This is a genomic window from Photobacterium satsumensis (assembly GCF_050336935.1).
GTDB classification, from domain to species: domain Bacteria; phylum Pseudomonadota; class Gammaproteobacteria; order Enterobacterales; family Vibrionaceae; genus Photobacterium; species Photobacterium satsumensis.
Genome location: NZ_JAKJSK010000013.1, coordinates 61,112 through 83,598, shown reverse-complemented (window position 1 = coordinate 83,598; position 22,487 = coordinate 61,112). Strand labels below are relative to the sequence as shown.

Genomic DNA, 22,487 nt, shown 5'->3' with positions numbered 1-22,487 from the left:
ACCTCATTTGCCATTACCCGTTTAAGGCGAGCAGCTCATGATGGGGCGTAGTATAAGGGAATTTTTTTTGTGACGTAACACCTGACGCAACCGTTTGCGTGTTTTTTTTTCAATCAGCACCAAAAACAGAGAGATATTTGTCACACCGTCCCCTTTTCACACATTTATTTACGATTTCAAGTTTAAGAAATGCGCATTACCGCGGCAAACCTGTCGTCAAAACGCTGTGATTATTTTGCGGATCGGACGAGCTTTGGTATAAAGGACATCCTGTTTTTACCAAGAGCATACATCGTTGAGTACTCTTCGACCGAATCCAAGTTTTAAACAATTCATTGTCTTACTGTTGAGCCTCTTTATGCTCAATGGTTGCTTGTGGCAGGAAGAGCCCCGCACGGAACTAGAACGGATCCGCGAAGAAGGCGTCCTGCGTGTCGGAACGCTCAATAACCAACTCTCTTATTATATTGGCAATGAAGGCCCTACCGGGTTGGATTACGAACTGGCCCGCCGCTTTGCCGACAAACTTGGCGTCAAGCTGGAAATGAAGGCCATGTTCACCCTCTCAGGCCTGTTTCCCGGCCTCGACCGTGGTGATGTCGATATCCTTGCCGCCGGCCTGACCATGACCGATGAACGTCTGGCGCAATTTCGTGCTGCGCCAGCGTACTATTACGCCAGCCAGAAAGTGGTCTACAAAAAAGGCCAATGGCGCCCGCGCAGTATAGAAGATCTTGCCGAAAACAAAGGTTCGCTTGCGGTTGTCAGCGGCTCTAGCCATGAAAAGACCCTGCAAGCGCTCAAGCAAGATCACCCGACCCTTGAATGGCAGTCGCTTGAAGAGATCGACAGCGACGAGTTACTGCGCCAAGTGGCGGTAGGCGAGCTCGACTATACCTTGGCCGATTCGGTCGATATTGCCCTGAACCAGCGGATCTTGCCGGATGTCACTACCGCGCTGGAACTGACTGAAGATGAGCCTATCGCCTGGTTCGTCAACCAGAATAATGATGACAGCCTGTATGCCCTGCTGATCGAGTTCTTCGGTGAAATCCAGCAGAGCGGTGAGCTGGCCAAGCTGGAAGAGAAATACCTTGGCCACGTCGACAAGTTTGACTATGTCGATACCCGAGCATTCCTGCGTGCTGTCGAAGGCAAGCTGCCACAGTGGAAAGGCTTGTTCAAACAATATGCCAACGAATTTGACTGGCGCTTGATTGCTGCCCTGTCCTATCAGGAATCGCACTGGAATCCACGCGCAGTATCACCCACAGGGGTACGCGGGATGATGATGCTGACCCTGCCGACAGCCCGCTCGGTTGGGGTAAAGAACCGCTTGGATCCGGAGCAGAGTATTCGCGGCGGTACCGAGTACCTGCGTAAGATGATCAACCGGATCCCGGATAGTATCGAAGAGCACGAAAAAGTGTGGTTTGCCTTGGCGTCGTATAACGTCGGCTTCGGCCATTTGATGGACGCCCGCCGCCTCACCTTAGCACAAGGCGGTAACCCAGACGCCTGGAGCGATGTGAAGCAACGCTTGCCGCTGCTGCGCCAGCGCAAATACTACAAGCAAACCCGTTATGGCTATGCCCGTGGTGATGAGGCCCTACATTATGTAGAGAATATCCGTCGTTACTACCAAAGCATTATCGGCTACGAGCAAACCCACAGCCAGGAGCCGCAGCTTGATGAAATTGAACTGATTGATGGCCTGCATACCATTACCCCGTCAACGGGGACGCTCGCCCAACAGCTGCCAGACGGTGAAGAAGCCTTAACGCCTGAGGCGGCAGCACCGAACAAAACCGCCAGTAATTAATCAGCCCTCCTCCGCCCCCTGTCCTGACAGGGGGATCTTGCTCACACCTTGCTGTTCTTATGTGCAAGAAATGATCGCAAAGCGTGACCACTATCGTTAGATATACCGAAGAGATCAGAGATACTAGCCTTAACAACGTTTTTGCTAGCTCCGATCCGGGCAGTTCTAAAGGAGGAGGCTCTATGCACTTTTCAAATAAAAAAACCATCAGTACCATGCGCAAACGGATGGCATCCTCTGCCACCCGACGCAAGCGACTTAACGCCAATATCCGCAAGAAAATTCTGTGGCGTCAACGAAGCTATATCATTAATAGCTCAGCTGAGGTTTGATCCCTTCGTACCTGATGTGAAAAGTGGAAGTTTTCAGGAAGGTTTATCACCAACTTGCTGCAAGGCTTGCTGGCGTGCTTTCTTTTCCGCTTTTTTCTCAGCCCGGCGGCGCTTGAAGAAAGCCTGAAGCTGCTGGCGGCACTCATCGGCCAGCACCCCAGACTCAATAGCCACATGGTGGTTGACCTGCTCGTAGCTGAGCAGGTTCATGATACTGCCTGCCGCCCCGGTTTTCAGATCATGGGCACCAAAGACCACCTTGCCAATTCGGCTGTGCACCATGGCACCGGCGCACATCGGGCATGGCTCCAACGTCACGTACAAGGTGGCATCGAGCAAACGGTAGTTCTGCAACACCTGACCGGCTTGGCGCAATGCCATGATTTCAGCATGAGCAGTGGCATCATGCTGGGTAATAGAACGGTTCCAACCTTCACCGACGACTTGCCCCTGATAGACCACGACTGCACCGACAGGCACTTCACCAACCGCTTCGGCGCGGGACGCTAGCGCCATGGCACGGCGCATGAAATCTTCGTCGGTATATTGAGGGGATGCATCTGTCATGGGTGGTTTCTACTCGCTATTACTTGAGGCCGCTGATTATACCCAAAAGCCCGAGGGATGCGAGGCTCGGGCAGCCTCACCGCTCTTTAAAGTCTATGCCAATGACTCGGCTAAAAAGTCCACCAGCAAACGGACCTTGGGTGATAAGTGACGGTTATGGGGATAGAGCGCCCAGATCCCTTCTTCAGGTTCACGGAACGTATCCAGCACCGTCACCAGCTCTCCCCGCTCCAAATCATCACTGATGTAGTAATCAGGTAACTGCACCAACCCAACCCCCTTCAGGGCCGCATCGCGCAAGGCATGGCCACTGGCACAGCGCAAAGTCCCATCAACCCTGACACTGCGCTCTTTACCAGCTTCTTGAAAGCGCCAATGATCGTAATTGCCCACCAAGCAATTATGGTGACGAAGCTCAGACAGTGAATGCGGCACCCCGAACTTCTCCAAGTAAGATGAGGAGGCACACACAAACTGGGTACGGCTAGCAAGGCGCTTGGCCATCATGGTCGAACTACTGAGTTTGCCAAGACGGATCGCCAAATCATACCCGCCCTCGACCAAATCTACCGTCTGGTTGGTCAAATTCATCGTCACATCCACTTCGGGATACAACTGCATGAAATCCACCACCAGTGGCATGATGAACTGTTCACCATAGGTCACTGGCGCCGTCAGCTTCAAGCTTCCCTGCGGTGTATCACGCCGATCACTGATCGCCCGCTCCGCTTCTTCAAGCCCATCCATCAAACGGCGGCAATGCTGGTAGTAAATAGTCCCTTCTTCGGTCAGCGAGACCTTGCGGGTTGTACGGTAAAACAACTTGGTATTGAGCCGGTTTTCCAACGCACTGACCTGACGGCTCACTTGGGCCGTGGAAATGCCGAGCTGCCTGGATGCCGAGGTAAAACTCTCGGCTTCCGCTACCGCGACGAACTCACTGACCCCTTCCCACAAAAACATATCCCACCATTGTTACACATAAGAAAAAGTTATTTGCATTATAGGGTAATTATCATTGAGCGAGAAACAAATATACTAAGCCCATCACAACGAGACACCAGAACATTGAATCTGTGCGCCATCGTTAAAAAATCTCTCCTACTGTTATAGCAACGTAGGAACAGCAAAGGGCCTTGCCCACCTATCATAAGAGAGAAACTAAATGTCTGAGCAATTTATCAAATCCAAAGCAGCCATCGCATGGGGTCCAAACCAGCCACTTTCTGTTGAAGAAGTTGACGTGATGCTGCCGAAAAAAGGCGAAGTATTGGTTCGAATTATCGCCACCGGTGTTTGCCATACCGATGCGTTTACTCTGTCAGGTGATGATCCGGAAGGGATCTTCCCAGCGATCCTTGGCCACGAAGGTGGCGGTATTGTTGAAATGGTTGGTGAAGGTGTGACGAGCGTAGAAGTCGGCGACCACGTTATCCCTCTTTACACCCCTGAGTGTGGCGAGTGCAAATTCTGTAAGTCAGGCAAAACTAACCTGTGCCAACAGATCCGTGAGACCCAAGGTAAGGGCTTGATGCCAGACGGCACTACCCGTTTCTACAAAGATGGCCAGCCAATTTACCACTACATGGGCTGCTCAACGTTCTCTGAATACACGGTATTGCCAGAGATCTCACTGGCAAAAGTGAACAAAGAAGCGCCATTGGAAGAAGTTTGCCTACTTGGCTGTGGCGTAACGACCGGTATGGGTGCCGTACTGAAAACAGCCAAAGTACAAAAAGGGGATACTGTTGCCATCTTTGGTCTTGGCGGTATCGGTCTGTCAGCAATCATCGGTGCGACAATGGCCGGTGCAAGCCGCATCATCGGTGTTGATATCAACGAAAGCAAATACGCGTTGGCGAAAGAGCTCGGTGCGACAGACTGCATCAACCCGAACGACTTCGACAAGCCAATTCAGGAAGTGATTGTCGAAATGACCGACGGCGGCGTTGATTTCTCATTCGAGTGTATCGGTAACGTCAATGTGATGCGCTCAGCCCTTGAGTGTTGCCACAAAGGTTGGGGAGAATCCGTGATCATCGGTGTTGCCGGTGCCGGTCAGGAAATCTCTACCCGTCCGTTCCAGTTGGTGACAGGTCGAGTATGGCGTGGCTCTGCGTTCGGTGGCGTAAAAGGCCGCTCAGAACTACCTGAAATTGTTGAACGCTACATGGCAGGCGAGTTCAAGTTAGATGACTTCATTACTCATACTATGGGACTGGATGCCATCAACGAAGCCTTTGACCTAATGCACGAAGGCAAGAGCATCCGCTCTGTTATCCACTACAACAAATAATGCTAACGGCTAGGCTCCTACGGGGGCCTAGCAACTCAAGCTATTGAAGAGTATCTCAATGACTATCGAAAACGTAAGCTGGAACAAAAGTTTTGGTGGCTGGCACAAGCAATACACCCACCACTCTGCAGTGCTTAACTGCGACATGCGCTTTGCCATTTTCCTTCCACCACACATCGCCCAGGGTAAAAAAGTACCTGTGCTCTACTGGCTATCAGGCTTGACCTGTACCGATGAGAACTTCATGCAAAAAGCCGGTGCCCAGCGCCTGGCGGCAGAACTGGGTATTGCTATTGTCACGCCGGATACCAGCCCGCGCGGTGAAGGTGTCGCCGATGATCCCGAAGGGGCCTATGACTTCGGCTTGGGTGCCGGCTTTTACGTCAATGCCACTCAGGCACCGTGGAACCGTCACTACCAGATGTATGATTATGTGGTCAATGAACTGCCGGCCTTGATCGAGGAGCACTTCCCGGTTAGCGACAAGCGAGCAATCAGCGGTCACTCAATGGGGGGTCACGGCGCCTTGATGATTGCACTGCGCAATCCGTCACGCTACAGCTCGGTATCGGCCTTCAGCCCGATCAGCAACCCGGTAAACTGCCCTTGGGGTGAAAAAGCCTTAAGTGGCTACCTTGGTGATGATCGCACCACTTGGCTACAGTACGACACCACCGAACTGCTCAAGAATAACCAACAGCCTGTTCCGGCTTTGGTTGACCAAGGTAGCCAAGACAGCTTCCTTGAGGAGCAATTGAAGCCTGAGTCACTTGCCGAAGCAGCACAAAGTGTCGACTACCCGCTTGAACTGCGCATGCAGGAAGGCTACGACCATAGCTACTACTTCATCGCCAGCTTTATTGATGATCACCTGCGCTTCCATGCCCAGCATCTTCTCTAAGCAACTGCCTGCGATTACCGGTAAACATAAAAAACCCCGCTCGAAGCGGGGTTTGATTTATCTGTAATTGATGATCTCTTCGTAGAGGCTCAATTAGAAAGCTCGATTAAAAGCCAAGTGGGATATTGAAAGCAAAGAAAGCAACCAGCACCGAGGTCCATACGGTCAAGAACGCCACCGAGTAAGGCACCATCATCGCAATCACATCACCGAACGATAGCTCAGGTTTGTACTTACGCATGAAGGCCAAAATAACCCCCGCGTAGCTCATCATCGGGGTGATAATATTGGTTGATGAATCCGCTACACGGTAAGCCGCAGTAACAAGATCCGGCGTCATATTTGGGTTTACCTGATACAGCATTGGGACGAAGATCGGGCCAAGCAGCATCCACTTTGACGTCAGGCCACCCACAAACAGGTTAATCACCGCCGTTGTCAGGATAAAACCGATGATCAGCAGGATTGGAAACTCTTGCAAGCCCAGCGCGCTAAGGAAACTCGCACCCAGATAAGTTACATAGGTACCTAAGCCTGAGAAACCAAGTAGGGCCAGGAAGTTGTAACAGAAGAACGTCAGCACCAGGATATAGCCCATGGTGTTCATCTGCGTCACCATCGCCTTGACGACATCCTGCAGCGATTTAAATTTACCGGTTGCCACACCGAAGAACACGCCGACAACCGCAAAGACCATTGCAATCAACAAAATCACATTATCAAGATAAGGCGTAATTTCACGACCAGCTTCATTGGTGTACGTTGCCAGAGGTCCCATCGCCAGACCAACCACTGCAGCCAGCGCGACTATCAGCCCCAAACCCGCAGCACGAAGGCCCTTGTTCTCTGCATCCGATACCTTGAAGTCATCTAGATTCAAGTCTTCCGGCAACTGGTAAGACATTTTTTCAAGGCGAGGCGCGACAAAACGCGTCGTTACCCAAGCTCCCAATCCAGCCAGAAGGAAGGTTGAAGCAAAAATGAAGAAATAGTGCATCGTTGCAGGATTAAGCGCTTCACCCGCCGCGTTTTCAAAAGGGATCCCTTGAGATTCAGCAAAGATACGTGCATTGGCCCCCAGAATAACGTCAACCGGCGTCGCGGGGATCAAGTTGGCACTGAAGCCTGCCGATACACCGGCAAAACCAGCCGCCATACCGATCAATGGGTTTTTACCGAGCCCCGCATAAAGCAGGCCCGCAAGAGGGATCAGGATCAGGTAACCCGCATCCGTTGCAATCGAGCTCATAATACCCAGAAAAACAACCAGCAACGGCAGGTAGCGGTCATTGATTCGCAGACCGACCTTCTTGATCACCGCCGATAGTAAGCCAGAGTTTTCCGCGATACCGACACCCAGCATCACTATCAAGATAACGCCAAGGACACCGCCACCAAATGACAGCCAGTTGGTCAGCAGTGCATTATCAAACATCCAACGGACATTTTCCGTTGCCATCATATTTTTGACGCTGTGGGTCACCGCACCGCCATCAGCACCTGTAATGTCAAACTGCAAGCCTCCAATAGCAGCAGTCAGCACCAAACAGAATACAAATAACGACATGAAAATAATGACAGGATCAGGGATTTTTTTACCAGCACGCTCGATGAACGCGATGATGCCTTTCTGCGAAGGCGGGCTTGAAATGGTCTCACTCATAATCGTACTTCCTTAATACATCGATTGAGTTTTAATGTTGTGTTTTCATCGAAAAGTAACAAATCATTTCATCTGAGTAAAACCACTAAACCAGAGTGAATTTAAAGCAAAACACCACCAATCAAGTAAAAGGTAGAATAAAAACCCATTCAGCTTACGTTAAGCAACAAACCAGCCTGTACTATTGGGTTAGTACAGCATTAAAATTTTGCAAAATTAAATTTCAATAATTGCAACAAAATCAGAATTAACAATTAAGAAACACATAATTATTGATGACGACAATATCAGACTACGTTTCCCCAACATAATATTCAGCTCAGGAATAGCAAGCCAACGCTTATAGGCATAAAAAAAGCCCCGCAGTGCGGGGCTTCTATATCATTCAGACTATCTGATCTTACATTGCGTAGGTGTATGGTGCCTGGATACCTAGCGGGATACCGATTGCCCAGTAGATAAGTAGGAAGATAGTCCAACCAATCAACATTGCAATCGAGTAAGGCATCATCATTGAAGCCAGAGAACCAATACCTGAGCTCTTCACATAACGCTGCATGTAAACAACAACTAGCGGGAAGAACACCATCATTGGTGAAATGATGTTAGATACAGAGTCACCTACACGGTATGCAGCCTGAGTCAGCTCGGGAGAAATACCAACAGCCATCAGCATCGGTACCATGATAGGACCGATCAGGGCCCACTTCGCAGATGCCGAACCAACAAGCAGGTTAACGAATGCTGTTAGTAGGATCATACCAACGATAGTTACCTGACCCGGTAAGTTCATCGCTTGAAGAAGCTGAGCACCAGAAAGAGCTAATAGCGTACCAAGGTTAGATTGGGTGAAGGCAACAAGGAACTGGGCGATAAAGAACGCCATGACCATGAAGCTACCCATGCTGCTCATCGTTGCAGACATTGACTTGATAACATCGTCACTCGCCTTGAAGGTACCGGCAATGCGACCGTAAACCACACCAGGGATAACGAACAAGATAAAGATTAGCGGTACGATAGACTGCATCACTGGCGCATTAAACGCTGTGATTTCACCTGCTGGGCTACGTAGTGGTGATGTCTCAGGGATCAGCGACACAATCAGCACAGCAATACCGGCCATCATCGCCCAACCAGCACGAGAGAAAGCTTTACTTTCTAGCTCAGTGAAAGAACCCATATCAGGCGCTTCTTCAGCATCATCATCGATAGCCGTTTGAGATAGGCGTGGCTCAATAACGCGGTCAGTGATGTACCAACCAATGCTTACGATAAGCAGTGAAGACAAACCGGTGAAGAATAGGTTTGATAGCGGGTTAACAATATACTCAGGGTCAAGAATTTGTGCCGCTTCTTGCGTGAAGCCAGCCAATAGAGGGTCGATGCCTGAAGGAATAAAGTTCGCCGCGAAGCCACCTGATACACCCGCGAATGCAGCTGCAATACCCGCTAGCGGGTGACGGCCTGCTGCGTGGAAAATAATACCACCCAGAGGGATAACCAGTACGTAACCAGCATCAGCAGCTGTGTGCGATACGATTGCAACCAGAATTAGCACAGGCGTAATGAATTTAGCCGGTGTAACATTCAGCATTTTCTTAAGGCCAGTATTGATAAAGCCTGAGGCCTCAGCAACACCCACACCCAGCATTGCTACAAGAACAATACCCAGTGGTGCAAACCCGGTGAAGTTAGTCACCATTGTTGCAAGGAAGTTTGCGAACGCTTCACCTGTCAGTAGGTTGTTAACCTCTACGGCTTGGCCAGAAACAGGGTGAATTAAACCAAATTCGAACTGAGAGAAAACTGCAGATAAAACCCAAACAAGGATCAATCCCCAGAAGAAGAGCAAGGCAGGATCTGGGATCTTGTTACCTGTACGCTCAATAAAGTTAAGAAACTTATTCATCGCACTCGGCGACTCATTAGGTGTCTTGTTGACAGCTTGATTGCTCATGGGAACTCCATGGTCATTAGTGATGTTGTAAATTTGCGGCGTTAGATTGTCGTTGTATCGCCGTCAATCCGTCTTTTCTGAAACAGAAAAAGCTTGCAGCGAATTGTAATGAAAAGTTCAAATAAAAACGCACGATACACCATACATTCGAGAACTTTCACAATAGCATATTGTAATGAAATATTAACGCAAAACATAACACTAACAAGCACGTTACAAGCCCACACCCAGAGCACAACAATACTTTCATTTATATAAATTATTTCGTTCCCTCTCCCCTGAGCGGCCTAATAGGCATCACCACTTCCCCCTTTATTACTTAAAAGCAAGTTTACGTCACTACAGTTTAGCCAAAAAAAAGAAGCACCCGAGGGGTGCTTCTTTTTATTCAATCAGCCTAAGCAAAACTCAGCATTGCTGAGGGGGATTATTCCCACTCGATAGTTGCTGGTGGCTTACCTGATACATCGTAAACAACACGTGAGATGCCATCGACTTCATTGATGATACGGTTAGAAACCTTACCGAGGAAATCGTATGGCAGGTGCGCCCAGTGTGCTGTCATGAAGTCGATAGTCTCGACGGCGCGCAGTGAAACTACCCAGTCGTATTTGCGGCCATCGCCCATGACACCCACAGAACGGACTGGCAGGAACACAGTAAATGCCTGCGAGACTTTGTTGTAAAGGTCAGCCTTATGTAGCTCTTCGATGAAGATAGCATCAGCACGACGTAGCAGATCACAGTATTCTTTCTTCACTTCGCCCAGTACCCGTACACCTAGACCAGGACCCGGGAATGGGTGGCGGTAAAGCATATTGTAAGGCAGGCCAAGCTCTAGACCAATCTTACGGACTTCATCTTTAAACAGTTCGCGTAGTGGCTCAACTAAGCCCATTTCCATGTCATCAGGCAGACCACCAACATTGTGGTGAGATTTGATAACGTGTGCCTTGCCTGTTTTTGATGCTGCAGATTCAATCACATCCGGGTAGATAGTACCCTGTGCCAGCCACTTCGCATTAGATAGTTTTTTCGACTCTTCATCGAACACATCAACAAATACGTGGCCAATGATCTTACGCTTAGCTTCCGGCTCTGCCTCACCCGCCAGCGCATCAAGGAAACGGTCTTCCGCTTTAACGTGAACGATCTTCAGGCCGAAGTGCTCACCAAACATTTCCATTACCTGCTCGCCTTCGTTCAAGCGAAGCAGTCCGTTGTCAACAAACACACATGTCAGCTTGTCACCAATCGCACGGTGAATAAGCATCGCCACAACGGAAGAGTCAACACCGCCAGACAGGCCAAGGATCACTTCGTCGTCACCCACCTGCTCTTTGATACGGGCAACAGCGTCATCAATAATGTTTGCCGATGTCCATAGCTTCTCACAGCCACAGATGTTCAGGACAAAGTTCTCAATAATACGCATACCCTGGCGAGTGTGGGTCACTTCTGGGTGGAACTGTACGCCGTAGAAGTTTTTCTCTATGTTCGCCATTGCAGCAAACGGACAAGTATCAGTCTCTGCAACTTTTACGAAATCAGATGGGATTTCGACAACTTTGTCGCCGTGGCTCATCCATACATCTAGCAGTGCCTGACCGTCGTCGGCAATCGCATCTTCGATGTTTTGGAAGAAGGCAGTTGGCTCAACCACTTTAACCTGAGCATAGCCAAACTCACGCTCAGTAGAACCCGCTACTTTGCCACCTAGTTGCTCGGCCATTGTCTGCATACCGTAGCAAACACCGAAAACAGGGACACCCGCTTCGAACACATACTGCGGTGCGCGAGGTGAACCTTCTTCTGTCACACTTTCAGGGCCACCAGAAAGGATGATGCCGTTAGGGTTGAAATCGCGAATATCCGCTTCATCAACGTCCCAGCTCCATAGTTCACAATAAACACCAATTTCACGGATACGACGTGCAATAAGCTGGGTGTACTGGGAGCCAAAGTCCAGGATCAGGATACGCTGGTCATGAATGTTTGTGGTCGTGGTCATTCGAGCTGTCTCAAAAAATAATTGAAAGGTGGGGGCATAAAAACGCCCCCGATCTTATACAAGTTTTGCGTTTAGGCAAACGTTTTCGTCAGTTGCTGGTGCAGCTGATGAAAATTAACCCAAGCGGTAGTTAGGTGCTTCTTTGGTGATCGTCACATCGTGAACGTGTGATTCATTCAAACCGGCACCTGAAATGCGTACAAACTCTGCTTTGGTACGCAGCGCTTCGATAGTCGCAGAACCTGTTAGGCCCATGCTAGAGCGCAAACCACCCATTTGCTGGTGAACGATTTCTTTCATAAGGCCTTTGTAAGCAACACGGCCTTCGATACCTTCAGGGACCAGCTTGTCAGCCGCGTTATCCGTCTGGAAGTAACGGTCAGAAGAGCCTTTAGACATGGCGCCCAGTGAGCCCATGCCACGGTAAGATTTGTAAGATCGGCCTTGATACAGCTCAACTTCGCCCGGTGCTTCTTCTGTACCTGCGAACATTGAACCCACCATCACACATGATGCGCCGGCAGCAATGGCTTTACACATATCGCCAGAGAAACGGATACCACCGTCGGCAATAACAGGAATATCGTATTGGTCAGCGACAGCAACGGCTTCAGCAATAGCCGTTACCTGAGGTACACCTACACCAGTAACGATACGGGTAGTACAGATAGAGCCAGGGCCGATACCCACTTTCACGGTGCTCACACCGGCTTCGATAAGTGCACGAGCACCTTCGGCCGTCGCGACGTTACCACCAACGATAGGCAAATCAGGGAACGCTTCACGCGTTTCACGGATACGGGTAAGTACGCCTTCAGAGTGGCCATGTGATGAGTCGATAAGCAGTACGTCAACGCCCGCTTCAACCAACGCTTTAACACGCTCTTCGTTTCCGGCACCAGCACCGACAGCGGCACCTACGCGAAGACGGCCACGCTCATCTTTACATGCGTTAGGCTTACGCTCAGCTTTCTGGAAGTCTTTCGCTGTGATCATGCCGCGAAGCTGAAAATCATCGTTGACTAGCAGCACTTTCTCAACGCGGTACTGCTGCATGATAGCTTCAACTTCTTCACGCGATGCGCCTTCTTTAGCAGAAGCCAGTTTATCTTTTGATGTCATCACTTCTTCAACCTTCATAGAAAGGTCAGTAACAAAACGCACATCGCGACCGGTAATAATACCCACAAGCTCATTGGTATCAGAAACAACAGGGTAACCGGCGAAACCGTTTTCAATTGTCAGACGCTTCACGTCTTCAATTGTATTGTAAGGTTTCACCGTAACTGGCTCAGAGACCACACCGGCTTCGAATTTTTTCACCATGCGAACTTCATTGGCTTGCTGCTCAATAGACATGTTCTTATGAATGAAACCGATGCCGCCTTCCTGGGCAAGGGCAATTGCCAAGCGGCCTTCTGTCACGGTATCCATTGACGCAGACACCATAGGGATGTTCAGCGTAATGTCTTTCGTCAGGCGGGTGCGCAGATCGGCAGTGTTAGGCAGTACGGTAGAATGGGCTGGAACCAGCAGGACATCATCGAAAGTCAAAGCTTCTTGTTTGATTCGTAACATTGCAATATCTCACACCAAGTAGAGGTTTAAAGAAGGATAAAATATTGCGGACGAATTATACGGGTGAAGCAATCGATTGGCCAGACTTTTTTTATTTTTTTTAATTGACAAATTTGTCTTGATGTGTAGTATATTTCGGTTAAGTTTCCGGTGCTGCGGACAGCATATTACGACCAAGATCTGTCCATAGATCTGCCTAGGCTTTGTTCACCACGTCCTGTCGCTCGTCTACCGCACACCCCAGCCTTCCAATACAGGTATCTTGTCTCGTGACGTTATTTGCTCAACAGAACCAGACCAATGACCGTATCTATACCGTTTCCAGCCTCAATGCCCAAGTTCGTTTGATCCTTGAAAACGAAATGGGAGTGGTTTGGCTGGTCGGTGAGCTATCGAATCTCTCCATGCCCGTTTCCGGCCATTGGTATTTCACTCTCAAAGATTCACGCGCCCAAGTTAAATGTGCCATGTTCAAAGGCAGCAACCGACGTGTGACCTTCAAGCCGGCAAATGGTACACAGGTACTGGTCAAAGCCCGCCTGTCGCTCTACGAGCCACGCGGTGATTATCAGTTGATCATCGAAAGCATGCAGCCCGAGGGGGATGGCCGCCTCCAGCAGCAGTTTGAACAACTGAAAATGAACCTGGCCGCCGAAGGTCTATTTGCCCAATCACTCAAGCAACCGCTACCGGAGCAACCGCAGCGGGTGGGAATTATCACCTCCAAAACCGGTGCTGCCCTGCACGATATACTTAATGTCCTGCATCGACGCGATCCCAGCCTACCGGTGGTCATTTACCCAACGATAGTCCAAGGCGAAGGCGCTGCAATCTCCATTGCCCAGGCCATTGGCCGTGCCAACGCCCGCCGTGAATGTGATGTGCTGATTGTCGGCCGGGGTGGCGGTTCGCTGGAAGATCTGTGGGCCTTCAACGAGGAAATCGTGGCGCGGACCATTGCCGCCAGTCAAATCCCAATCGTCAGCGCCGTCGGCCATGAGGTCGATGTCACTATTGCGGATTTTGTTGCGGATGTCCGGGCACCGACACCATCAGCGGCTGCAGAACTGATCAGCCGGGATATGGGCTTCCAAACCCAGAAAATCAGCCAGAAAACTCAGCAGCTTAAGCATGCAATGCGCCATTACCTATCCGGTAAGCAAGCACAAACTGTCCGCCTGCAGCACCGCCTCGATCGCCAGCACCCGCAAGTGCGCCTCAACCAACAGCAACAGCAGTTGGATGAATTGGCAGGTAAGCTGGAATTGGCAATGAAGCAGCGCTTGGGCCGTCACCAGCAGCACATTGACCGTAATAACTACAAGCTAGCACTCAACTCGCCAGCGCAAATTGTCCAAAGCCAACAAAACCGGCTTGAGCGCCTACAGCAACGGCTTCAGGATGGAATGGATCGCCGCCTGCTCACTGCCAGCCACAAGCTCGCCATGGCGGCTGAAAAACTGGAGACTGTCAGCCCACTGGCAACCCTAGGCCGTGGCTACTCGATTACTCGTAACCAGAAGGGACAGGTCATCCGTAGTAGCGAGCAAGTCAAGCACGGTGATGGCCTGCGGACAACCCTCGCCGACGGGGAAATCCATTCTATAGTGTCTGAATCGGCAGACTAAGTGGCCATCACTGATCATCCAGCTCAGTCATAACGCGCTGGTAAGTTCAAAGCGTCAGATCAAAAATGCCGCCAGTGATCACACCTGGCGGCATTTCTATTTCAACAGCTTATCCAGTTTAGTATTACGCTTTTTCAAATTGAATTCTGACCCGCGACTTGGACTTCAGTTCATTGCAGCTATTGCAAAAATAGCTCGCCGCCCCACATGCCTGAAGCTTTTCCAGCTCAGCCTCGCAATCGGGGCAAAAAGCCTTTTTGATAAACGTCGTGCTGCAGTCCCCACAATGGTACTTCCCTTCCTGCCACTCGAGATCTTGCTGACAACTCGGACAAATATTCTGGCTCATTTTCTTTCCCTTAACGATGAGTCGCCAATCATAATTCAATTTGCCGGCCTGTGCCTTAACGCTTCAACATTCCGTATCCTGATCGTACTTCAAACCGGTGATCAACGCTAAAAGCCATGGTGATCAGCGATCAGGTACCAAAAGAACATTTATCAATACACATCCCGAAAGCATAAGTTACATGTTCTGTTTTTCAATTTTAAACGATATTTATACCTGCAACTTCCGGTGTAAAGCCAGATGATCAAGAAGATTAGAAATAAGCACTAAAAAGATCGCATTTATAATAACCGACTTAACAATAAAGCCTAATCATCTGATAAGTATAAAAAAATCGCCAAAAAGGCGATTTTTACTGTCTTCGTACGATTGATCAAGCCGGCTGGCTATATGTTAGCATCACCAACTCCTGATCGCTGGCAATACGGAACTCTACCCGCAATGCCGCATATTCTGCTAGTGAGCGGACATGACTGCCGCCGCAGGGGATTTCCACCACTTGGCCTTCATCCAAATCACAGCGCCAGTAGCGGGAATCGGTAAGCGCTTCCCCTTCCCTTCGCATATCGACCGGATAACCCGCCTCGCACCACTGCGCAAGCTGCTGATTGATTTGCTCGGTGATAACTGGCAAGGCTGCCAGCATGTCGGCCGCATTGAGACCACGTTTACGCAGGGTTTTACCAATACGATACGTATCTGTACTGCAGTCTTCGGTTACCCTACTTTCGGTCTGTGCATAGCTGTGGAAGTCATAATGGCCGAGCTCATCTTTGCGTGATGCGTCCTTGCGCCAAAAATCATGGTGCAGCACCTTGTTCAGGGCGAGCGATGACAGGTGGCCGCCACTGTGACCGCGGCTCAATGCTAACTGATATTGCTCATCAACATTCAGCATGACCTTGCAGCCTGAGGCAAAATCCACAGATTCAGCCAGCTGGTGCACAACCACAAACACCCATCCCGGCTCATCGCGTTTCACCGGGATATCAGCACCAACGTGCAGCTGACCACTCTCCTGCTCGACGGCGCCGACGAGGCAATCGACAACCTCATACGCCTGCCCTGCAAAGACCAATGTACCACGATCAGCGGGGTGATCTGGCCAGATATGGCTAACAGGATGGAAAGACGTCTGATCGGTAACAACATAGCAGCCCTGAGTCGGAGTGGCCGCTATCAGTTGTACGTCCGCTTCACATTGGTAGGTACGTTCAGGAAAAAGTACATGGGTCGCGCTGATCACAATGATGGATATCCTTGCAGGTAGATGGAAAGGTGTAATATCAATCTGGGTAAGTAGTTGATCACGTATTTATGTAGCTTGGTATCATAACAAAAAACCCGACCAAATGGCCGGGTTTGTCTATACCGCTGAATACGTAGCTTAAGAGCTACCTAAACAGTAAATTAGCTGTCGCCGTCGCGATCACGGTTTTTCAGTGCTGTCGCCAGACGCTTGCGCTGACGTTCCTGAGAAATCGTTAGCTTTTGCTTCTTGGTTTCGAACGGGTTCTCGCTGTTCTGGAACTGAATACGGATTGGTGTACCCATCATTTCCAGTGACTTGCGGTAGTAGTTCATCAAGTAGCGCTTGTATGAACCCGGCAGTTCATTCACCTGGTTACCGTGAATAACAATAATCGGTGGGTTGTAACCACCAGCGTGGGCATACTTCAGTTTCACACGGCGACCACGGATCATTGGTGGCTGGTGATCGTCCTGCGCCATCTGCATAATACGGGTCAGCAACGAGGTGCTGATACGCTTAGTCGCTGACTGGTAGGCTTCCTGTACTGACTCGTAAAGGTGACCAACACCTGTACCGTGCAGAGCCGAGATAAAGTGAATACGGGCAAAGTCGACAAAGCCCAAGCGGCGGTCAAGTTCAGACTTCACACGCTCTTTGACTTCGTTATCCAAACCATCCCACTTGTTAACGGCTATAACCAGTGAACGACCAGCGTTTAGGGCAAAACCAAGCAGACTCAAGTCCTGATCAGAAATGTTTTCACGCGCATCGATGACCAACAGAACTACGTTGGCATCTTCCACCGCTTTAAGCGTCTGGATCACTGAGAATTTTTCTACCGCTTGATGCATGTTCTTACGACGACGGATCCCCGCAGTATCAATCAGAACATACTCTTGGCCTTCGCGCTCCATCGGAATGTAAATAGAGTCACGGGTCGTACCCGGCATATCGTACACAACAACACGCTCTTCACCAAGAATACGGTTAGTCAGTGTCGACTTGCCCACATTCGGGCGGCCAATAATCGCCATCTTGATTGGCTGCTCTTGCAAGCGCTTATACGCCGCTTCCGCATCCGCTTCAGACAGATTGGCTTTCTCGATATCTTCTACCGAAGTCAGATCTTCGATGAATACTTCATCGCTGTCTTCGTCTGTTGACGCGTTCAGGCTATCTGCGAACGGGGCTAGTGCGCGCTCCATCAGTGCCGTTACACCACGGTTTTGCGCCGCGGCGATCTGGTACATACCGTTCATGCCCAGCTTCCAGAATTCGGCACAAGCGCTGTCGCCATCAACACCGTCAATCTTGTTTACCACCAAGAAAGTCGGCTTTTCACGGCTACGCAGATGCTTGGCAATCGCTTCATCTGACGATGTCAGGCCTGCACGGCCATCCACGAGGAACAGGACAACATCGGCTTCTTCGATCGCCGCCAGTGATTGCTCGGCCATTTTGGTTTCGACGCCTTCTTCAGTTCCGTCGATACCACCGGTATCAATCACAATAAATTCATGCTCTTCGAGCTCAGCCTTACCGTATTTACGATCCCTTGTTAGGCCAGGAAAGTCAGCTACCAGCGCATCCCTTGTACGGGTAAGACGGTTAAATAACGTCGATTTACCCACGTTTGGGCGCCCGACAAGGGCAACAACAGGAATCATAAGTACCTCTTACTTTTCATAGTCATAATGACATATTTTCCATTCATTCTTGCCTCCAGCCAGGCCTACAGCCTGCACCTTCATCCGACAATAATATCGCGAACGGATATAACAACAACGGCTCCTGACTGTGTCCACAGCAGGAGCCGAGAATAATAATGGCGCGTATTATAACGGCAAATTACGGCATTTGCATTTTGTTAATACGCCCATCGCGGGTGATCACCAAGTAACCATCGCTCATTCGGACCGGTGGTACCGCAATACCGCTACCGTCTGTTTCCTGCTGGGCAACAAAATCACCGCTGTATGGGTCAAGCCAATGCAAGTAGCCTTCGCTATCACCCACCACCAGATAACCATCAATTACAGCAGGGGCGCTGAGCAAACGGTACTCCAGCTGATTATTCGACCACAGCTCTGTGCCACTGCGGGTATCTACCGCAACAACATGATCTTTGTCTGTGATCAAATATAGCTGACTACCATCAATAGCAAAATCAGTGGCCGAGGAATAGTTTCGTTTCCATGCCGGCTGGCCAGTACGCAGATCAATCGATACCAAGCTACCATTGAAGCCAAGGGCTAACAGACGCTCGCCATCGATAACGGGGGTAGCATCAACATCAACTAAACGGTCAATCTCGGTACCGCCTTTCGGCGAACCAATCGGCTGTTGCCACAACATCTGGCCATTGCCCATCAGAGCACCCGCCAAACGCCCATTGGCCTGTCCCCAGAATACACCACCAGAAATCGACACTGGCGAACTGTCACCGCGTAGAGTCAGGGTTGGTACTTCGCTACCCAGTTGCCAGCGACTTTCGCCACTGTCGGCATCCAGCGCCTGCAAAATACCTCGGCTGGTATTAACAACCACTAAGCCTTCATCGACCAATGGCTTTGACAATACCTCGCCTTCTACCGTCTGGCGCCAAGCGATCTCACCGGTTTCTTCGTCAAGGGCAATGACCTCGGCATTTTCCGAGCCAATAAACACCTTGCCGTATGACAAGGTCATACCGCCAGCCAATCTTGCGGAAATATCGCCTTCAAGATCCTGCTGCCAAATTTCTTTGCCCGTATCCGGATCCAGCGCCTTGACCAAACCAGTACGGTCAGCAACAAACACCTTACCGTAGCCCACTGCCGGGCTCAGCTTGGAAAAGAAATGGCCAACACCATCCCCAACCTTACTGCTCCATCCCTGCACCGGGGTAAATGTGCTTTCTACCACTGGCAACGGTGACATCTGGATCGTATCTTCCTCGCTGGCACAACCCGCAAGTAGACCGACAGCCAATGCGACCGAAACGGCTTGCTTCAACACCTTCTGCATACGCTCTACCTTACTGTGCCAAGTCGTCTAGCTTGATCTGCAAGGCCGGTGATGCACCAAGCTGCTGTGCGCTCACATAAGCTTCACGCGCCGCTTCAACCTCACCTTTTTGCAATAGAACATCACCACGTAGCTCAGCCACTTTGGCCTGCCAGCTTTCAGCTGTCACTTTGTCCAGCTCTGATAGTGCCTTGTCGAAAGTGTCCTGCTCGGCATAAATACGTGCCAAGCGGGTTTGTGCAATCGGTAAGATCGCGACATCTTGGGTATTGGCGATAGCCCAGCTCAACTGCTCAGCGGCACCATCCAAGTCACCGTTATCAACCTGAGCTTTCGCTAGTTGAAGTGCTGCCAAAACAGAGTACTGGCTGCTTTCGTGGGCTGCGATAAATGCCTGTACATCTGCAATGGCTGACTCGCTGCCATTTTCCAGGCGGTTAACCACCTGGGTATATGCATCGGATGCCTGCTCCTTGGCTGACTGAACTTCCGACTGGTAGTAACGCCAGCCAAACAGACCACCCAAACCAATCACAGTTCCGAGAACAACGGCTTTACCGTTTTCTTTCCACCAAGCCTTTATCTGTTCAACTTGTTGTTCTTCTGTGATATTGCCGTCCACTTCCTGTCCTCTCTTAAATCAATTCGGCCAGCTTCGCTGCCACTTCGTCTTGCGCCATTGTGGTTTGCTCACCGCCGCGCAGATCTTTAACTACCACGGTATTTTCAGCGATTTCGTTTTCGCCCAGTACCAATGCTACTGCCGCGCCGACATTGTCAGCACGCTTGAATTGCTTCTTGAAGTTACCACCACCGAAGTGGCTCATCACACGTAGGCCAGCGACTTCTTCGCGCAGCTTCTCAGCCAGCTTCATGCCTGCCATCATGGTACCTTCACCCGCCGTGACCATGTACACGTCAACCGGACGACGTACATCGGTCAGCTCTAGGGTTTCCATCATCAATACCAGGCGCTCTAGGCCCATAGCAAAACCAACAGCCGGTGTCGCTTTGCCACCTAGTTGCTCAACCAGGCCATCGTAGCGGCCACCGCCACATACTGTACCCTGTGCACCAAGACTCTCGGTGATCCACTCAAATACAGTACGGTTGTAGTAGTCCAGACCACGTACAAGACGTTCATTTACTTGGTATTCGATACCCGCAGCGCTCAATAGTTCACACAAACCGGCAAAATGTTGTTTTGACTCCTCACCGAGGTAGTCAGACAGCTTAGGTGCATCAACCAGAATTTCCTGGATAGCGGCATTCTTGGTGTCCAAAACGCGCAATGGGTTAGTGTGCATACGGCGCTTGCAGTCTTCGTCCAAGATCTCGATGTGCTGCTCTAGGAAAGCCACCAATGCCTGACGGTAGTTAGCACGATCTTCAAGTGAACCGATAGAGTTCAACTCAAGACGGACGTGCTTGTCGATACCCAGCTTACGCCACATGCGGGCTGTCATCATAATAAGCTCTGCGTCAACGTCCGGGCCATTCAGACCGAAGACTTCCACACCGAACTGATGAAACTGGCGGTAGCGACCTTTCTGAGGGCGCTCGTGACGGAACATAGGGCCGGTATACCACAGACGCTGTTCCTGGTTGTATAGCAGGCCATTCTGGATACCCGAACGTACACAGCCAGCGGTTCCTTCAGGACGCAGCGTCAGGCTATCGCCATTGCGGTCCTCAAATGTATACATTTCCTTTTCAACAACATCCGTTACTTCACCGATTGCCCGACTAAACAAATGCGTCGACTCGACGATAGGCATACGGACTTCACTGTAACCGTAAGCGCTTACAACTTGTTTAATGGTCGATTCCACTTTCTGCCAAAGTGGAGACTGGGTTGGAAGGCAGTCGTTCATGCCTCGAATTGCTTGAATTTGTTTCGCCACGTTTATTCTCGTTAACCGATGGGGAATGGAGTTGAATATATAGGTTATAACGCAAATAGTGAACCGCCCCAACACGAGTAGGGGCGATTCTTGCCAATTTCGTTATTTTTCTGTCACATCAATGCGGTTTGCTGTATCCAGCATTGATGCCTTAGCGCGGATTTTAGCCTCCAGCTGCTCAATCACGTTGTCGTTATCGAAACGCTCTTTCTGGCGCAGGCCGTCTTCATAAAACGCACTTTTGCGGTTGCCGCCGGCAATACCGAGGTGTGACACTTCTGCTTCACCCGGGCCATTGACCACACAACCGATGACGGAAACATCCATAGGTATTGTGATGTCTTCCAATCGCTGCTCCAGCTCGTTCACGGTGCCAATCACATCAAACTCTTGGCGTGAACAGGTTGGGCAGGCAATAAAATTAATACCGCGAGAGCGGATACGCAGGGATTTGAGGATATCAAAACCGACTTTGATTTCTTCAATCGGATCGGCCGCCAAAGAAACACGCAGGGTATCACCGATCCCTTCAGCCAATAACATACCAAGGCCTACGGCTGATTTCACCGATCCAGCTCGTGCGCCACCCGCTTCGGTGATGCCCAAGTGAAGCGGCTGCCTGATTTGCTGGGCCAGCTTACGGTACGAGTCAACCGCCAAGAACACATCTGATGCCTTCACACTGACCTTGAACTGGTCGAAGTTGAGACGATCCAGAATATCAACATGACGCATCGCCGATTCGACCAAAGCGTCTGGTGTCGGCTCCCCGTACTTTTGCTGGATATCTTTTTCCAGCGAGCCACCGTTCACCCCGATACGAATTGGGATATTGTTGTCACGGGCGCAATCTACAACCGCACGGATACGGTCTTCACGACCGATATTGCCCGGGTTGATACGTAAGCAATCAACACCGTACTCGGCCACTTTCAGTGCGATACGGTAGTCAAAGTGAATATCAGCCACCAGCGGGATATTCACCTGCTGCTTGATTAGCTTAAACGCCTCGGCCGCGTCCATGGTTGGTACAGAAACACGCACGATGTCAGCACCCACATTTTCCAATGCGTTGATCTGCGCAACTGTCGCGGCCACATCGGTGGTGCGAGTGTTGGTCATTGACTGCACCGCAATCGGTGCGCCATCACCGATTGGCACATCACCGACATAGATACGGGTGGACTGACGGCGTTTAATTGGAGACTCGTTATGCAT

At 50.3% G+C, this 22,487-nt stretch carries 18 protein-coding genes; 5 read left to right on the top strand and 13 right to left on the bottom strand.

Annotation, left to right across the window (positions count from 1 at the left end):
* Positions 1 to 358: 358 nt before the first annotated feature.
* Both mltF and L4D79_RS23470 read left to right on the top strand, forming a co-directional pair.
* Positions 359 to 1,822, top strand: coding sequence for a membrane-bound lytic murein transglycosylase MltF (gene mltF / locus L4D79_RS23475; RefSeq protein ID WP_428654983.1), 1,464 nt, complete (start codon positions 359 to 361; stop codon positions 1,820 to 1,822).
* Positions 1,823 to 2,004: 182 nt separating this feature from the next.
* Positions 2,005 to 2,154, top strand: a complete 150-nt coding sequence (locus L4D79_RS23470) for a hypothetical protein (RefSeq protein ID WP_428654981.1) — start codon at positions 2,005 to 2,007, stop codon at positions 2,152 to 2,154.
* A 33-nt stretch (positions 2,155 to 2,187) separates the two neighbouring features.
* Here L4D79_RS23470 and tadA read toward each other — a convergent pair whose 3' ends face one another.
* Complete coding sequence (gene tadA, locus L4D79_RS23465) at positions 2,188 to 2,721, bottom strand: tRNA adenosine(34) deaminase TadA (protein WP_428654979.1); 534 nt, start codon at positions 2,719 to 2,721, stop codon at positions 2,188 to 2,190.
* Between the two features lie 93 nt (positions 2,722 to 2,814).
* On the bottom strand, positions 2,815 to 3,684 hold the full coding sequence (locus tag L4D79_RS23460) for a LysR substrate-binding domain-containing protein (RefSeq protein ID WP_428654977.1): 870 nt from the start codon (positions 3,682 to 3,684) through the stop codon (positions 2,815 to 2,817).
* Between the two features lie 202 nt (positions 3,685 to 3,886).
* On the opposite strand from L4D79_RS23460, the gene L4D79_RS23455 reads away from it, so the two are divergent.
* Positions 3,887 to 5,017 carry an S-(hydroxymethyl)glutathione dehydrogenase/class III alcohol dehydrogenase gene (locus L4D79_RS23455; RefSeq protein WP_428654975.1) on the top strand — a complete coding sequence of 377 codons (1,131 nt, stop codon included), beginning with the start codon at positions 3,887 to 3,889 and terminating at the stop codon, positions 5,015 to 5,017.
* Positions 5,018 to 5,075: 58 nt separating this feature from the next.
* On the top strand, positions 5,076 to 5,918 hold the full coding sequence (gene fghA, locus L4D79_RS23450; RefSeq protein ID WP_428654973.1) for an S-formylglutathione hydrolase: 843 nt from the start codon (positions 5,076 to 5,078) through the stop codon (positions 5,916 to 5,918).
* 106 nt (positions 5,919 to 6,024) lie between these two features.
* Here fghA and L4D79_RS23445 read toward each other — a convergent pair whose 3' ends face one another.
* The 4 genes from L4D79_RS23445 to guaB form a co-directional block, all read right to left on the bottom strand.
* Positions 6,025 to 7,581: an AbgT family transporter gene (locus L4D79_RS23445; protein WP_428654971.1), complete on the bottom strand. Its 1,557-nt coding sequence runs from the start codon at positions 7,579 to 7,581 to the stop codon at positions 6,025 to 6,027.
* 400 nt (positions 7,582 to 7,981) lie between these two features.
* The gene (locus L4D79_RS23440) at positions 7,982 to 9,541 is read right to left on the bottom strand and encodes an AbgT family transporter (protein WP_428654969.1); all 1,560 of its coding nucleotides are present in this window, start codon (positions 9,539 to 9,541) and stop codon (positions 7,982 to 7,984) included.
* A 427-nt stretch (positions 9,542 to 9,968) separates the two neighbouring features.
* Positions 9,969 to 11,552, bottom strand: coding sequence for a glutamine-hydrolyzing GMP synthase (guaA, locus tag L4D79_RS23435; RefSeq protein ID WP_428654967.1), 1,584 nt, complete (start codon positions 11,550 to 11,552; stop codon positions 9,969 to 9,971).
* A 114-nt stretch (positions 11,553 to 11,666) separates the two neighbouring features.
* Positions 11,667 to 13,130, bottom strand: a complete 1,464-nt coding sequence (gene guaB / locus L4D79_RS23430) for an IMP dehydrogenase (protein WP_428654965.1) — start codon at positions 13,128 to 13,130, stop codon at positions 11,667 to 11,669.
* Between the two features lie 269 nt (positions 13,131 to 13,399).
* Here guaB and xseA point away from each other — a divergent pair, with 269 nt between their 5' ends.
* Positions 13,400 to 14,758 (top strand): exodeoxyribonuclease VII large subunit, encoded by a 1,359-nt coding sequence (gene xseA, locus L4D79_RS23425; protein ID WP_428654962.1) that lies wholly within the window; start codon positions 13,400 to 13,402, stop codon positions 14,756 to 14,758.
* A 124-nt stretch (positions 14,759 to 14,882) separates the two neighbouring features.
* Here the strand turns inward: xseA and L4D79_RS23420 are convergent, their stop codons facing one another.
* The 7 genes from L4D79_RS23420 to ispG all read right to left on the bottom strand — a co-directional run bounded on the left by L4D79_RS23420 (position 14,883) and on the right by ispG (position 22,487).
* Positions 14,883 to 15,107 carry a zinc ribbon domain-containing protein gene (locus L4D79_RS23420; RefSeq protein WP_428654960.1) on the bottom strand — a complete coding sequence of 75 codons (225 nt, stop codon included), beginning with the start codon at positions 15,105 to 15,107 and terminating at the stop codon, positions 14,883 to 14,885.
* 373 nt (positions 15,108 to 15,480) lie between these two features.
* Entirely contained in the window at positions 15,481 to 16,359 is an 879-nt protein-coding gene (locus L4D79_RS23415) for an alanyl-tRNA editing protein (RefSeq protein WP_428655191.1), read from the bottom strand.
* A 158-nt stretch (positions 16,360 to 16,517) separates the two neighbouring features.
* On the bottom strand, positions 16,518 to 18,026 hold the full coding sequence (gene der, locus L4D79_RS23410; protein WP_428654958.1) for a ribosome biogenesis GTPase Der: 1,509 nt from the start codon (positions 18,024 to 18,026) through the stop codon (positions 16,518 to 16,520).
* Positions 18,027 to 18,207: 181 nt separating this feature from the next.
* Positions 18,208 to 19,365, bottom strand: a complete 1,158-nt coding sequence (bamB, locus tag L4D79_RS23405; protein ID WP_428654955.1) for an outer membrane protein assembly factor BamB — start codon at positions 19,363 to 19,365, stop codon at positions 18,208 to 18,210.
* A 10-nt stretch (positions 19,366 to 19,375) separates the two neighbouring features.
* Positions 19,376 to 19,987 (bottom strand): YfgM family protein, encoded by a 612-nt coding sequence (locus L4D79_RS23400; RefSeq protein WP_428654953.1) that lies wholly within the window; start codon positions 19,985 to 19,987, stop codon positions 19,376 to 19,378.
* A 13-nt stretch (positions 19,988 to 20,000) separates the two neighbouring features.
* Positions 20,001 to 21,269 carry a histidine--tRNA ligase gene (gene hisS, locus L4D79_RS23395; RefSeq protein WP_428654951.1) on the bottom strand — a complete coding sequence of 423 codons (1,269 nt, stop codon included), beginning with the start codon at positions 21,267 to 21,269 and terminating at the stop codon, positions 20,001 to 20,003.
* Positions 21,270 to 21,371: 102 nt separating this feature from the next.
* Positions 21,372 to 22,487, bottom strand: a complete 1,116-nt coding sequence (ispG, locus tag L4D79_RS23390; protein ID WP_428654949.1) for a flavodoxin-dependent (E)-4-hydroxy-3-methylbut-2-enyl-diphosphate synthase — start codon at positions 22,485 to 22,487, stop codon at positions 21,372 to 21,374.